12 protein-coding genes are annotated in these 13,923 nt (G+C 68.3%); 4 read left to right on the top strand and 8 right to left on the bottom strand.

Translation table 11 applies throughout. From position 1 onward, the window contains the following. Positions 1–857 (bottom strand): alpha-glucan family phosphorylase (gene glgP, locus AC2VOR_RS14715; RefSeq protein WP_486964015.1); only part of this gene is annotated, 857 nt, incomplete at its 3' end. A 322-nt stretch (positions 858–1,179) separates the two neighbouring features. On the opposite strand from glgP, the gene AC2VOR_RS14710 reads away from it, so the two are divergent. Both AC2VOR_RS14710 and glgB read left to right on the top strand, forming a co-directional pair. Further along, a complete protein-coding gene (locus tag AC2VOR_RS14710) occupies positions 1,180–3,276 on the top strand; it encodes an alpha-1,4-glucan--maltose-1-phosphate maltosyltransferase (protein ID WP_369741493.1) in 2,097 nt (698 codons plus the stop codon). 22 nt (positions 3,277–3,298) lie between these two features. Then, a complete protein-coding gene (gene glgB / locus AC2VOR_RS14705) occupies positions 3,299–5,494 on the top strand; it encodes a 1,4-alpha-glucan branching protein GlgB (RefSeq protein ID WP_369737657.1) in 2,196 nt (731 codons plus the stop codon). Between the two features lie 79 nt (positions 5,495–5,573). On the opposite strand, the gene AC2VOR_RS14700 is transcribed toward glgB, so the two are convergent. After that, the gene (locus tag AC2VOR_RS14700) at positions 5,574–6,485 is read right to left on the bottom strand and encodes a tetratricopeptide repeat protein (RefSeq protein WP_369737656.1); all 912 of its coding nucleotides are present in this window, start codon (positions 6,483–6,485) and stop codon (positions 5,574–5,576) included. Between the two features lie 171 nt (positions 6,486–6,656). Beyond that, positions 6,657–7,850: an acetyl-CoA C-acetyltransferase gene (locus AC2VOR_RS14695; protein ID WP_369737654.1), complete on the bottom strand. Its 1,194-nt coding sequence runs from the start codon at positions 7,848–7,850 to the stop codon at positions 6,657–6,659. 91 nt (positions 7,851–7,941) lie between these two features. Here AC2VOR_RS14695 and mce point away from each other — a divergent pair, with 91 nt between their 5' ends. After that, a complete protein-coding gene (gene mce / locus AC2VOR_RS14690; protein WP_486964014.1) occupies positions 7,942–8,406 on the top strand; it encodes a methylmalonyl-CoA epimerase in 465 nt (154 codons plus the stop codon). 22 nt (positions 8,407–8,428) lie between these two features. Here the strand turns inward: mce and AC2VOR_RS14685 are convergent, their stop codons facing one another. Both AC2VOR_RS14685 and nucS read right to left on the bottom strand, forming a co-directional pair. Beyond that, entirely contained in the window at positions 8,429–8,725 is a 297-nt protein-coding gene (locus AC2VOR_RS14685; protein WP_486964013.1) for a hypothetical protein, read from the bottom strand. Between the two features lie 23 nt (positions 8,726–8,748). Next, positions 8,749–9,420: an endonuclease NucS gene (gene nucS / locus AC2VOR_RS14680; RefSeq protein ID WP_369737649.1), complete on the bottom strand. Its 672-nt coding sequence runs from the start codon at positions 9,418–9,420 to the stop codon at positions 8,749–8,751. A gap of 45 nt (positions 9,421–9,465) precedes the next feature. Here nucS and AC2VOR_RS14675 point away from each other — a divergent pair, with 45 nt between their 5' ends. Continuing rightward, entirely contained in the window at positions 9,466–11,091 is a 1,626-nt protein-coding gene (locus AC2VOR_RS14675; protein ID WP_369737647.1) for an adenylate/guanylate cyclase domain-containing protein, read from the top strand. A gap of 6 nt (positions 11,092–11,097) precedes the next feature. On the opposite strand, the gene AC2VOR_RS14670 is transcribed toward AC2VOR_RS14675, so the two are convergent. From AC2VOR_RS14670 to AC2VOR_RS14660, 3 genes are all read right to left on the bottom strand, one after another. Continuing rightward, positions 11,098–12,090: a 2-hydroxyacid dehydrogenase gene (locus AC2VOR_RS14670; RefSeq protein WP_369741492.1), complete on the bottom strand. Its 993-nt coding sequence runs from the start codon at positions 12,088–12,090 to the stop codon at positions 11,098–11,100. Between the two features lie 55 nt (positions 12,091–12,145). Continuing rightward, on the bottom strand, positions 12,146–12,709 hold the full coding sequence (locus tag AC2VOR_RS14665; protein ID WP_486964016.1) for a fasciclin domain-containing protein: 564 nt from the start codon (positions 12,707–12,709) through the stop codon (positions 12,146–12,148). Between the two features lie 138 nt (positions 12,710–12,847). Next, positions 12,848–13,923 (bottom strand): redoxin domain-containing protein (locus tag AC2VOR_RS14660; protein ID WP_486964012.1); only part of this gene is annotated, 1,076 nt, incomplete at its 5' end.

Genomic DNA, 13,923 nt, shown 5'->3' with positions numbered 1-13,923 from the left:
CCCTCGTTCATGTGGAATACCTCGGGCGCGGGCAGGCCCGCGTTGGCCGTGAACGCGCGGATCGCCCGCACCCCGCCGACGCCGGCCAGGATCTCCTGTTTGATGCGGTGTTCCTGGTCGCCCCCGTAGAGGCGGTCGGTGACGCCGCGCAGCTCGTGTTCGTTCTCGGGCACGTCGGAATCCAGCAGCAGCAGCGGAACGCGACCGACCTGCGCGACCCAGACCCGGGCTCGCAACTGCGCCGAGTCGGGCAGGTCCAGCTCCACCAGCACCGGATCGCCGGTGCTGGTGTCGGTGAGCAGCCGCAGCGGCAACCCCTGCGGGTCCAGCGACGGGTAGGTCTCCATCTGCCAGCCGTCGGCGGTCAGCGACTGCCGGAAGTATCCGGAGCGGTAATAGAGGCCCACGGCCACCAACGGCACCCCCAGATCGGAGGCGGACTTCAGGTGGTCGCCGGCCAGGATCCCCAACCCGCCCGAGTAGTTGGGCAACACCTCGGCGACGCCGAACTCCATCGAGAAGTAGGCGATCGCCGTCGGCATCGCCACCCCGTTGTCCTGCTGCTGCTGGTACCAGAGCGGACGGCTCAGGTAGTCGCGCAGGTCGGCGGCCAGGGCGTCGAGCCGACTGAGAAATCCCTCGTCGACGGCCAATTCGTCAAGCCGGGCGGGGCTCACCGCCCCCAGCAGCGCAACCGGATCGGAGCCGCACTGGGCCCACAGCGTCGGGTCGATGGTGGCGAACAGGTCCTGTGTCGGCTTGTCCCACGACCACCTCAGGTTGGTGGAGAGCTGTTCCAGCGCGACCAGGCGCTCGGGTAGATGAGCACGGACGGTAAAGCGGCGGAGGGCTTTCACACGTCCTTACCTTACTGAGGCTGCCAACCGGTGCAGCGCTACTAACCCAGCGTTTACCTTCAGTGGTGTGGCCGGACCCTAGGGTGGGTATCGGGAAGTAATGGGGGCGCGGCGAGACTTTCCAGGCGTGGTCCCCCACGAAACGAGTTTTCCCGCACGAAAGGCATTCCGCGACGAGGGACCCCGCGGTCGTGCCGCACAACCGGAACGGCCCCGGCCACTACCGCGGGCCGCCGACGAGCCGGGCAGATTGAATCCCCCGGCGACGAATCCGCCCGAGCAGCGGGCGGAGGAGGAGCCGGGCAGATTGAATGGAGTGGTGGTGCCGGGTCGCGTCGAGATCGATAACGTCCAGCCCGTCGTTTCGTGCGGCGCGTACCCCGCCAAGGCGGTGGTCGGCGAGGTCGTCCCGGTCAGCGCGGCGGTGTGGCGGGAGGGCCACGACGCCGTCGCGGCGACCTTGGTGGTGCGCCACCTCGGACAGCGCTATCCGCAGGTGACCGAGGTCCGTCAAATCAAGGCGGTCGAGGCCCCCACGCGGCCAGCCGGGGCGCACGAGGCGGGCGCGGCCGATCAGCAGCGGGTCAAGCCGCAGCTGTTCCCCATGACGATGGGCGAAGAGCCCTACGTGTTCCACGGCCAGTTCACCCCCGACCGGGTCGGCCTGTGGATGTTCCGCGTCGACGGGTGGGGCGACCCGATCGCCACGTGGAAGCACGGGCTGATCGCGAAGTTGGACGCCGGCCAGGGCGAGACCGAACTGTCCAACGACCTGCTGGTCGGTGCCGGGCTGTTCGAGCGCGCCGCGGCCGGGGTGCCCCGCGCGCTCCGCGATCCGCTGCTGGCCGCGGCCGCAACGCTGCGGGCCCCCGGCGACCCGGTCACCCGCACCGCGCTGGCCCTGGCGCCCGAGATCGACGAACTGCTGGCCGAGCACCCGTTGCGCGACCTGGTGACCCACGGCGAACAGTTCGCGATCTGGGTGGACCGGCCGCTGGCCCGCTTCGGCGCCTGGTACGAACTGTTTCCGCGCTCCACCGGCGGATGGGACGCCGACGGCAACCCGGTGCACGGCACCTTCGCCACGACGACCGCCCAGCTGCCACGCATCGCCGACATGGGGTTCGACGTCGTGTACCTTCCGCCGATCCATCCGATCGGCAAGGTGCACCGCAAGGGCCGCAACAACTCCCCCACCGCGGCACCCGGGGACGTGGGCTCGCCGTGGGCGATCGGCAGCGACGAGGGCGGCCACGACGCCATCCACCCCAGCCTGGGCACCATCGATGACTTCGACGACTTCGTGGCCGCGACAAGGGCTTTGGGCATGGAAGTGGCGCTGGATCTGGCACTGCAATGCGCGCCGGATCACCCCTGGGCCCGCGAACACCGGGAGTGGTTCACCGAGCTGCCGGACGGCACAATCGCCTACGCCGAGAACCCGCCGAAGAAGTACCAGGACATCTATCCGCTCAACTTCGACAACGACCCCGCCGGCCTCTACGAGGAGGTTCTGCGCGTGTGCCGGCACTGGATCGATCACGGCGTCAAGATATTTCGGGTCGACAACCCGCACACCAAGCCACCGAACTTCTGGGCCTGGCTGATCGCCCAGATCAAAGACCGCGACCCCGACGTGTTGTTCCTCTCCGAGGCGTTCACGCCGCCGGCCCGGCAATACGGGCTGGCCAAGCTCGGTTTCACCCAGTCCTACAGCTACTTCACCTGGCGCACGGCCAAGTGGGAACTCACCGAGTTCGGCAACGACATCGCCGCGCTCGCCGACTTCCGCCGGCCCAACCTGTTCGTCAACACCCCCGACATCCTGCACGCGATCCTGCAGCACAACGGTCCCGGCATGTTCGCCATCCGCGCCGTGCTGGCCGCCACGATGGGCCCGGCCTGGGGCATGTACTCCGGCTACGAACTCTTCGAGCACCGGGCGGTGCGGGAGGGCAGCGAAGAGTACCTGGACTCGGAGAAGTACGAACTGCGTCCCCGCGACTACGCGGGCGCACTCGCCGAGGGTCGGTCGCTCGAGCCGTTCATCTCCCAGCTCAACGAGATCCGCCGGCGTCATCCTGCGCTGCAGCAGCTGCGCACCATACATTTCCACAACGTGGACAACGACGCCCTGTTGGCCTACAGCAAGTTCGACCCCGCCACCGGCGACTGCGTGCTGGTGGTGGTGAGTCTCAACGCGTTCGGGCCCGAGGAAGCCACCCTGTGGTTGGACATGGCCGCACTGGGTATGGAGCCCTACGAACGATTCTGGGTGCGCGACGAGATAACAGGACACGAATTCCAATGGGGCCAAGCCAATTACGTTCGCCTAGACCCGGCGCAAGCAGTCGCGCACGTCATCAACATGCCCCTCATACCGCACGAATCCCGAATCACGCTGCTACGCAGGGGTTGAACGCACCGGAGGTGAAAGGGATATGAGCAATGCCGATCAACTCGCCGAAACGCACCTGGCGCCCGACCATGACGACCTGTCGCTTCTGGTGGCCGGCACCCATTACAACCCGCACAGCATTCTGGGCGCCCACGAGTATGCCGACCACACCGTTATCCGGGCATACCGGCCGCACGCCACCGAGGTCGTCGCGCTCGTCGGTGACGACCGGTACCCGATGCGTCACATCGAATCAGGCCTGTTCGCCGTGGCGCTGCCCTTCACGGACCTGATCGACTACCGGCTGCAGATCAGCTATGAGGGCTCCGACCCGTACACGGTCGCCGACGCCTACCGCTTCCTGCCCACCCTGGGCGAGATGGACCTGCACCTGTTCGGCGAAGGACGTCACGAGCGGCTCTGGGAAGTCCTCGGCGCCCATCCCCGCTCCTTCACCACGGCCGACGGTGTGGTCGACGGTGTCTCCTTCGCCGTCTGGGCACCCAACGCCAAAGGCGTCAGCCTGATCGGGGAGTTCAACGGCTGGACGGGCACCGACGCGCCCATGCGGGAACTGGGCTCCTCGGGCGTGTGGGAGTTGTTCTGGCCCGGGTTCTCCGTCGGCGGCCTCTACAAGTTCCGCGTGCACGGCGCCGACGGCGTGGTGACCGAACGGGCTGACCCGATGGCGTTTGCCACCGAGGTGCCCCCGCACACCGCGTCACGCGTGGCGGTCAGCAGCTACCGCTGGAGCGACGAGGACTGGATGACCCGACGCGCCGAGCGCAATCCGGTGTTCGAGCCGATGAGCACCTACGAGGTCCACCTGGGTTCGTGGCGCCCGGGGCTCAGCTACCGCCAGCTCGCCCGCGAGCTCACGGACTATGTGGTGGAGCACGGCTTCACCCACGTCGAACTGTTGCCGGTGGCCGAGCACCCGTTCGCCGGCTCGTGGGGATACCAGGTCACCTCCTACTACGCGCCCACGTCGCGGTTCGGCACACCCGACGAGTTCCGCGAACTCGTCGACGCCCTGCACCGGGCCGGCATCGGGGTCATTGTGGATTGGGTGCCCGCACACTTTCCCAAGGACGCGTGGGCGCTGGGCCGCTTCGACGGCACCGCACTCTACGAGCACTCCGATCCACGACGCGGCGAGCAACTCGACTGGGGCACTTACGTGTTCGACTTTGGCCGCCGCGAGGTGCGCAACTTCCTGGTGGCCAACGCGCTGTACTGGATCGAGGAGTTCCATGTCGACGGCCTGCGCGTGGACGCCGTCGCCTCGATGCTCTACCTGGACTACTCGCGCCCGGCCGGCGGCTGGACGCCCAACGTCTACGGCGGGCGCGAGAACCTCGAGGCGGTCCAGTTCCTGCAGGAGATGAACGCCACGGTGCACAAGACGGCGCCGGGGATCGTCACCATCGCCGAGGAGTCGACGTCGTGGCCAGGCGTGACGCGTCCGACAAGCCTTGGCGGCCTGGGCTTTTCGATGAAGTGGAACATGGGCTGGATGCACGACACCCTGGACTACATCAGTCGCGACCCGATCTATCGCAGCTACCACCACCACGAGATGACGTTCTCGATGCTCTATGCGTTCAGCGAGAACTACGTCCTGCCGATCAGCCACGACGAGGTGGTGCACGGCAAGGGCACGCTGTGGGGGCGGATGCCGGGCAACAACCACGTCAAGGCCGCCGGCCTGCGCAGCCTGCTCGCCTACCAGTGGGCGCACCCGGGCAAGCAGTTGTTGTTCATGGGCCAGGAATTCGGCCAGCGCAACGAGTGGTCCGAGGAGCACGGCCTGGATTGGTGGCAACTCGACGAGCAGGGCTTCTCCAACGGCATCCTGCGGATGGTGCGCGACATCAACGCCATCTACCGCAGTCATCCGGCGCTGTGGAGCCAGGACACCGTTCCCGACGGCTACTCCTGGATCGACGCCAACGACTCCGCCAACAACGTGCTGAGCTTCCTGCGTTACGGCAGCGACGGTTCGGTCATGGCCTGCGTCTTCAACTTCGCGGGTGCCGAGCACAGCGGCTACCGGCTCGGACTGCCGTGCGCCGGCCGGTGGCGCGAGGTGCTCAACACCGACGCCACGGACTACAACGGTTCCGGGGTCGGCAACATGGGTGGCGTCGACGCGACCGAGGACCCGTGGCACGGGCGGCCGGCGTCGGCGTGTCTGGTGTTGCCGCCCACGTCGGCGCTGTGGCTGGCGCCCGAGTAGCGCTCGGCATTCAGCGCGAGCAGACGCAAAATCGCCCTAAACCGGAGGTTTCAGGGCGATTTTGCGTCTGCTCGCCGCGTCAGTACAGCGCGTTGGCGAGGTTGCGCCGGCCGGCGACGACCTCCGGATCGGCCGGATCGAACAGTTCGAACAACTCGACGAGGCGGGTGCGCACCTTGGCGCGCTCGTCCCCGGATGTCTTGCGCACCAACGTGATCAGACGTTCGAAGGCGGCGCCGACGTCCTGGTTGAGGATCTGCACGTCGGCGGCCGCGAAGGCGGCGTCGATGTCACCCGGCGCCGCATCGGCCACCGCGACCGCGTCGGGGACTTGAGCCGTTGCGCGCGTGAGGAAGTCGATCCGCCTGATCGCGGCCTTCGCCTCGACGCTGCCGGGGTTGGCGTCCAGGATCGCCTGGTACGACTCCTTGGCGGCCTCGAAGTCGCCGGCCTCGAGTCGCTGGCGCGCCTGCAACAGCTCCGGATCGGTTTGCGGCGACTCCCCGGCCTCCCCCGGGCCCCTGAGCTTGCCGTCCGTTGCCGCGAGCAGCGAATCCACCCAACGGCGCAGCTGGTCGGCCGGTTGCACGCCCTCGAAACTGGACAACGGCTGCCCGGCGGCCAACGCCACCACGGTCGGAACCGCCTCCACACCGAACGCCTGGGCGACCCGGGGAGCCACCTCGACGTCCACCGTGGCCAGCGACCATTTGCCGTTGTCCTCGGCGGCCAGCGCGGACAGCGTTTCGGCCAGCTGGGCACACGCGTCGTTGCGCGGCAACCACAACAGCACCACGACCGGCACTTCGCCGGACCGGATCAGCACCTCGTCTTCGAAATTGGCCTCGGTGACCTCGGTCACCCCCGCCGCCGGCGCCGCCCGGCCGCCGGCCCCAGCTGCCGATGCTTTTTGCTGAGCGCGCTGCTTGAGGCCGGACAGGTCGACCGCACCAGCCAGCGCAGGCCCTATGGAGGATCGCGGACGCGTCACGCCGTCAAGTCTGTCATGCACATCGGCACCCGATCCACCCGGTCGCGCGGACACTCGCGCACAGTGAAAATCCGGCCGCGGCCCCCGCCGAAAGGCGCCTGAGCGCCCGATATGACGAACATCACACGTGTGCGCGCGAACCCCGCGCCAGCAACGCCGGCGCGGGGGCCGTTACCCGGCCCGCAGAATCAGCGCATCGCCCTGTCCACCCGCCCCGCACAGGGCGGCGACACCGTAGCCGGAGCCGCGGCGCGCCAACTCCAGGGCGACGTGCAGCGCGATGCGGGCTCCCGACATGCCGATCGGGTGCCCGACGGCGATCGCGCCGCCGTTGACGTTGACGATGTCGGGATTCAGCCCCAGCTCGCGGGTCGAGGCCAGCGCGACCGCCGCGAACGCCTCGTTGATCTCCACCACGTCGAGTTGGTCGACCGAGATGCCTTCGCGCCCGAGCGCCTTCCTGATCGCGTTGGCCGGCTGCGACTGCAGCGTCGAATCCGGTCCGGCCACGACGCCGTGCGCACCGATCTCGGCCAGCCACGTCAGGCCCAGCGCCTGGGCTTTCTCCTTGTTCATCACCACGACCGCGGCCGCGCCGTCGGAGATCTGCGACGCCGAACCCGCGGTGATGGTGCCGTCACGGCGGAACGCCGGCTTGAGACCGGCCAGCGATTCGGCGGTGGTGTTGGCGCGGATGCCCTCGTCCTCGGCGAACTGCAGCGGGTCACCCTTGCGCTGCGGGATGTTGACCGGCACCACCTCGTCGGCAAACACCCCGTCCTTCCACGCCGCGGCCGCCCGCTGATGCGAACGCGCGGCGTAGGAGTCCTGCTCCTCGCGGGTGAATTTGTCGACGTCGTTGCGCTGCTCGGTGAGCGCGCCCATCGGCTGGTCGGTGAACACGTCGTACAGGCCGTCGTAGGCCATGTGGTCCAGCACGGTGACGTCGCCGTACTTGTAGCCCGAGCGGCTGTCCATCAGCAGGTGCGGCGCCTTGGTCATGGACTCCTGCCCGCCGGCCACCACCACGTCGAACTCTCCGGCGCGAATCAGCTGGTCAGCCAGGGCGATGGCGTCGATACCGGACAGGCACATCTTGTTGATCGTCAGTGCCGGGACGTCCCAGCCGATGCCGGCCGCCACCGCCGCCTGGCGCGCGGGCATCTGACCGGCTCCGGCGGTCAGCACCTGGCCCATGATCACGTACTCGACCAGCGACGCCGGCGCCTCGACGTTCGGGAAGGCCTTTTCCAGCGCGCCGGAAATCGCGATGGCGCCCAGGTCACTGGCCGAAAAGTCCTTCAGCGAACCCATCAGCTTGCCGATGGGAGTACGGGCTCCAGCAACGATCACCGACGTCGTCATGACTATCTCCTTAGGCCTACTAGGCGCTCACTGGGGGCCGATTCCGATCCCCGAAGAAGCGAAATCTTTGCCGTCAGGTTACCGTTGTGAGATGACGACGGATCAAGTTGACGCCCGTCAGTTGCTGTCTACCGCGCTCGTGACGGCGGTTGATCATGTCGGCATCGCAGTCCCCGACCTCGACGCGGCCATCGCCTGGTACCACGACCACCTCGGCATGATCCTGGTGCACGAGGAAGTCAACGACGATCAGGGTATCCGTGAGGCCATGCTGGCGGTGCGCGACGCGCCGCCCGGCACCGCACAGATTCAGCTGATGGCCCCGATCGACGACTCGTCGACGATCGCCAAGTTCCTCGACAAGCGCGGGCCGGGCATCCAGCAGATGGCCGTCCGGGTCGGCGACCTCGACGTCATCAGCGAGCACCTGCGCTCCCACGGGGTCCGTCTGGTGTACGAAGCACCCCGCCGCGGTACGGCCAACTCCCGCATCAACTTCGTCCATCCCAAGGATGCCGGCGGAGTCCTCATCGAGCTCGTCGAACCCGCTTCCTGAACGGCTGCGGCATTGAAGGGCCTCACGACCATTTCCGGGTAGGCCGGCGCGTCGCGCGGGCGGCCCAGCACCCCGTGTGCCAGTGCCGGCGGTCCCCGATCCCGGCGTCGTGATTATCGGTCGGCCAGACCACCACATGCGCGGTGCCCGAACGGATCTCGTGGTCACAGCCGGGGCAGCGGTAGATCTTGACGGCACGCGCCGCCGCGACCGGGCGAACCTCGTATTCGTGCCCGTCGGGTCCCGTCTCGACCCGCCGCGAGACCGCCGACAACGGCACGGGCCGCTGTCGTCGCGGCGGTGTGCGGCGCCGTGCCATGCGGCCAGTCTAATCCGGGGCCCTCAGAACAGCCGGTACTCGTCGCTGTCCATGCCCCGCATCTTGTCGTAATCCAGTGTGAGACAACGAATCCCGCGGTCCTCGGCCAGCGTGCGCGCCTGCGGTTTGATCTGCTGGGCGGCGAACACCCCGTGGACCGGGGCCAGCAGGCTGTCGCGGTTGAGCAGCTCGAGATAACGGGTGAGCTGCTCGACGCCGTCGATCTCGCCGCGCCGCTTGATCTCCACCGCGACCGCCCCGCCCCGCTCGTCGCGGCAGAGCAGATCGACGGGCCCGATCGCGGTCATGTACTCCCGGCGCACTAACGTGTACCCCTCGCCCAGCAGCTGCACGTGCTCGGCGAGCAACGCCTGCAGGTGGGCCTCGACGCCGTCCTTGACCAACCCGGGATCGACGCCCAGGTCGTGGCTGGAGTCATGCTCGACCGCTTCGACGGTGATGCGCAGCTGTTCTCCTGCTTTGTTTTCCACCACCCACACCGGCGCCTCGCCGACGGGCTCCTCGGTCAGCCGGCACGGCGGACTCATCCAGTTCAACGGCTTGTAGGCGCGGTCGTCGGCGTGCACGCTGACCGACCCGTCGGCCTTGAACAGCAACAACCTGCGCGCGGACGGTAAATGCGCGGTGAGCCGGCCGACGTAGTCGACGGTGCATTGGGCAATCACGAGTCGCACCCGACTCACCTTAGAGCGTGGCCGACAAATTAGGCTGACGCCACCATGTCGGCAGAAAAGACGGTGGCACGGCGCCTGGGCCGGGTGCTCGAAGCGGTCACCCGTCAGAGCGGCCGGCTGTCGGAGACCCCGGCGTACGGCTCGCTGCTGCTCGGGCGGGTCACCGAAAGCCAACGGCGCCGGCGCATCCGCATCCAGGTGATCCTGACCGTGCTCGTCGTGGCCGTGAACCTGATCGGCATCGGCGTCGCCCTGCTGTTGGTGACGGTCGCGATCCCCGAGCCGAGCGTGTTCGACGACGCGCCGCTCTGGCTCACGTTCGCGGTGGTGCCCGCCTACATCGCGGTAGCGCTGGCACTGGGCGCGTTCTGGATCACCCGGCGGACCGTGATCGCGCTGCGCTGGTCGATCGAGGAGCGCACACCGACCCGCGAGGACGAGCGCAACACGTTCCTGGCGCCGTGGCGGGTCGCGATCGTCGACATCGTCCTGTGGGGATCCGGCGCGGCGCTGCTGACCACCCTCTACGGGCTGGTCAACGTCTTGTTCGTCCCGCGGTTCCTGTTCGTCGTGACGTTTGCGGGCGTCCTGGTCGCCACCGGGAGCTATCTGGCAACCGAGTTCGCGCTACGTCCGGTGGCCGCGCAGGCGCTCGAGGCGGGACGTCCGCCCCAGCGGCTGACCGCGGGCATCATGGGCCGGACCATGATGGTCTGGTTCTTCGGCTCGGGCGTCCCGGTGATCGGTATCGCGCTGGTGGCCTTCTTCCAGCTCCTGATGCGCAACATGACCGAAACCGAGTTCGCCGTCGGCGTGGTGATGATCTCCACCGCCACGCTGATTTTCGGTTGCCTGTTGATGTGGATCCTGGCGTGGCTGACGGCAACGCCGGTGCGGGTGGTGCGCACGGCGCTCGAGCGGGTCGAGCGCGGCGATCTGCGGGGCAACCTGGTGGTGTTCGACGGGACCGAACTCGGCGAGTTGCAACGCGGTTTCAACGCGATGGTCGACGGCCTGCGTGAACGGGAACGCGTGCGCGACCTGTTCGGCCGGCACGTCGGACGCGAGGTGGCCGCCGCCGCCGAACGCGAGCGCCCGAAGCTGGGCGGGGAAGAACGCCACGTCGCCGTCGTGTTCATCGACATCGTCGGCTCCACCCAGTTGGTGACCAGCCGCCCGCCCGCCGAAGTCGTCGCGGTGCTCAACGGGTTTTTCGGCATCGTCGTCGAGGAGGTCGACCGACACCGCGGCCTGGTCAACAAGTTCGAGGGCGACGCGACGCTGGCCGTGTTCGGCGCCCCGAACCGCCTCGAGCGCCCCGAAGAGGAGGCGCTGGCGGCTGCCCGCCGCATCGCCGAGCGGCTCGGCGAGGAGATGCCCGAATGCCAGGCCGGCATCGGCGTCGCGGCGGGCCAAGTGGTCGCCGGCAACGTCGGCGCCCGGGAACGCTTCGAGTACACCGTGATCGGTGAGCCGGTCAACGAGGCCGCGCGGCTGTGCGAGCTGGCCAAGTCATATCCGGGCCGGTTGCTCGCGACGGCCGGCACGCTCGACGGCGCGAGCGAAAACGAGCGCGCCCGTTGGTCGCTGGGCGAGACGGTCACCCTCCGCGGGCACGAGCGCCCCACCCGGCTCGCCTCGCCCGCCGAGCCCGCTCCCCCGACCGAGTAGACCGCGTCACCGCCGGCCGCGGGGCCGCAGCACGGGTGTCACGAGCTGACCGGTCTGGAGATAGCTGTCCAGATTGCGGATCGCGAGCTGCGCCATCGCCCGTCTCGTCCGGGCCGTCGCGCTGCCGATGTGCGGGAAGAGCACCACGTTGTCGAGCCCGAGCAACTCCGTGGGCACCCGGGGCTCGTCGGCGAAGACGTCCAGGCCCGCGCCGGCCAGCCCGCCGCTGGTCACCAGCTCCACCAGCGCGTCCTGGTCGACCACGCTGCCGCGCGCGATGTTGATCAGGTAGCCCTCGGGCCCCAACGCGTGCAGGACTCTGCGGTCGACCAGGTGGCGCGCTTCGTGATCACCCGTGGTGGCGACGACGAGGACGTCGACCGATTCGGCCAACTCGACCGGAGACTCGGCGTAGCGGTACGGCGACCCTTCGATCCGGTTGCGGTTGTGATAGGCGATGGCACAGTCGAACCCGAGCAGCCTGCTCGCGATGGCCGAACCGATGCGACCGAGGCCCAGGATGCCGACCCGCAGGCCGCTGACGTCCCTGGCGTACGGGAACTGGCCCTCGCGCGCCCATCGGCCGCCCCGCACGTAGCGGTCGGCGGCGCCGAAACGCCGCACCGCCATCAGGATCAGCCCCAGCGCCGTATCGGCGACCGTGTCCGAGAGCACGCCGGGGGTGTTGCTCACGCCGACCCCCAAGCGCTCCGCCGCGTCCAGGTCGATCAGGTCCACACCGGCGCCGTTATTGACGATCGCCTCCAGGCCGGGCAGCGCCGCTATCATCTCCGCGTCGACGCCGGGCCGCCCGGACGTGACCAGCACCCGGACACCGGCCGCGCGCCCCGCCAGGAAATCGGCCCGACCGGGACCGTCGGGCAGCCTGGGGATCCGGTAACGCGCGGCCAGCTCGGCCTCGAAGGTGGGCTCGAACTCGCCGATGCCCAGCACGCCGTCGGGACTCTTCAGCGTCACGCTTCCATCATCGCCCACCATGCCGATGAATTTCCCCACCGATCACGTTGTGACGGAGCTTTTCCCGACCGAACGACTACATCGGCGGCATCAGCACCGTGTCGATCAGGTACACCGTGGCGTTCGCCGTCGGCACGCCACCGCAGACAACGCGGGCGTTTGCGACCCTGAGATCGTTCCCCTGGCCGGTCACGTTCACGTCCGCGCCTTGCAGGGTCTTGTGGGAACCCGCCACCCGAGCCGGACTCAGCTGCCCTTGCACCACGTGATAGGTCAGGATGCTGGTCAGCAGCTTCGAATCGGTCTTGAGCTGGCCGATCGTCGACTCCGGCAGCTTGCCGAAGGCGGCGTCGGTCGGTGCGAACACCGTGTACTGGCCGTTGTCGAGCGTGTCGACCAGGTTCACATCGGGATTCAGCTTGCCGGAAAGCGCGGCGGTCAGCGTCGTCAGCATCGGGTTGTTCGACGCCGCCACCGCGACGGGGACCTGCGACATGCCCTCTACCGATGCGGGACCGCTGGGATTTGCCGCCGCGTAATCCGCGCATCCGGGCCCCACCAGGTCGGCCGCTGCCGCGGTCGGGGCGGTGGTCACGGTGAGACCGATGAGGGTCGCCGCCGCGAAACCCGTCGCCAACATTGAGGTGGTGCGTGCTTTCATGTGTCTGGCCTCCTAAGTGTCGGCGACGGTATCCGCCGCCGGATTGGTATCGACACGAGTAGTTCGGAGCTCGAACCGGTTTGGACTGCCGACCGTGCAAATCAATCGCGCCGGGGTTTAGCCGTAGGTGAACGAGTAGATCTGCAACCCCTGGCTGGGGCGAACCTCGAGCGTTCCCGGCGCCAGACGATCGTCGGCGACGATCTGGTGCGACGTCGGCGGACCGCTGATCGGCACCGCAACGGAGTGTCCGCCGCGCGTGACGGTCAGAGTTCCCCTTCCACCGGCGACGACATAGACGTCTTGGGCGTGGTAGTTCAGTTCGATGCCGCACCGGTCCGTGTCGGCCGTCGCGCCCTGGTAGTCCAGCGACCACCGTCCCCGCAGCGCGAAGCTGTCGGCGGCGAGGGCCGGTGGGTAGTCGAACGTCGCGGCCCCTTCGTCGTAACGGCCGCCACCGCCGTAGTTGACGACCTTGCCGACTGCCAAATAAGTCTCCGGGGTGGTCTGTCGGCGGGGAGCGGAGCCGGTCGTGTCCCGCGGCGGCGGCAGCTCGAGTCCGGGATGCGCGTCGACGAGGAGCCGCCGGATCAGCTTCTCGGTGACGCTGTAGTCACCTTCGCCGAACTTGATGTGCCGCACCTCGCCGGCGCCGTCGGTCAGATATTCCGCGGGCCAGTAGCGGTTTCGGTAGTTCGTCCACGTCGAATACCGGTTGTCGAGGGCGATCGGATACCGGATGCCCAGGTCGGCGGCGCCTTTGGCGACATTGCCGGCCACCTTCTCGAAGGCGTACTCGGGCGTGTGCACCCCGACCACCTCGAACCCGTACTCCTTGTACGCGTCGTACCAGCCGACGACGTGGGGGATGGCGCGCTGGCAGTTGATGCACGAGTACGCCCAGAAATCGATCAGGACAACCTTGCCGCGCAGCGACGCGAGTTCGACCGGCCGGTCCCCGGGTGTGTTCAGCCATTCGGTTATGCCCTTGAGACCCGGTGCCGGGCCGCAGTTTTCGAGCTCCGTGGCACCGTTGCCGCAGTTGGACAGCTGCGCGTTCTGGTCGTTGACGAGGCCACCGAGTTGCAGGTGCTGCCGGATCCCAGGGTCGGCGGCCAGCCTGTCCTGCAGCGATCCGGTGTAGTCGGGCACGGCGGTCTGCAGCGCCGCGGCCACATTGAACACCAAGGCCA

The sequence above is a fragment of the Mycobacterium sp. TH-M103 genome (assembly GCF_057473785.1).
This window is presented reverse-complemented; position numbering and strand designations above follow the sequence as displayed.

Bases quoted from the DNA above. Each gene is read 5' to 3' on its own strand.
- AC2VOR_RS14695 (WP_369737654.1), bottom strand. From the start codon at position 7,850: ATGACGACGTCGGTGATCGTTGCTGGAGCCCGTACTCCCATCGGCAAG.
- AC2VOR_RS14670 (WP_369741492.1), bottom strand. From the start codon at position 12,090: ATGGTGGGCGATGATGGAAGCGTGACGCTGAAGAGTCCCGACGGCGTG.
- AC2VOR_RS14675 (WP_369737647.1), top strand. From the start codon at position 9,466: ATGTCGGCAGAAAAGACGGTGGCACGGCGCCTGGGCCGGGTGCTCGAA.
- AC2VOR_RS14685 (WP_486964013.1), bottom strand. From the start codon at position 8,725: ATGGCACGGCGCCGCACACCGCCGCGACGACAGCGGCCCGTGCCGTTG.
- glgB (WP_369737657.1), top strand. From the start codon at position 3,299: ATGAGCAATGCCGATCAACTCGCCGAAACGCACCTGGCGCCCGACCAT.
- mce (WP_486964014.1), top strand. From the start codon at position 7,942: ATGACGACGGATCAAGTTGACGCCCGTCAGTTGCTGTCTACCGCGCTC.
- AC2VOR_RS14665 (WP_486964016.1), bottom strand. From the start codon at position 12,709: ATGTTGGCGACGGGTTTCGCGGCGGCGACCCTCATCGGTCTCACCGTG.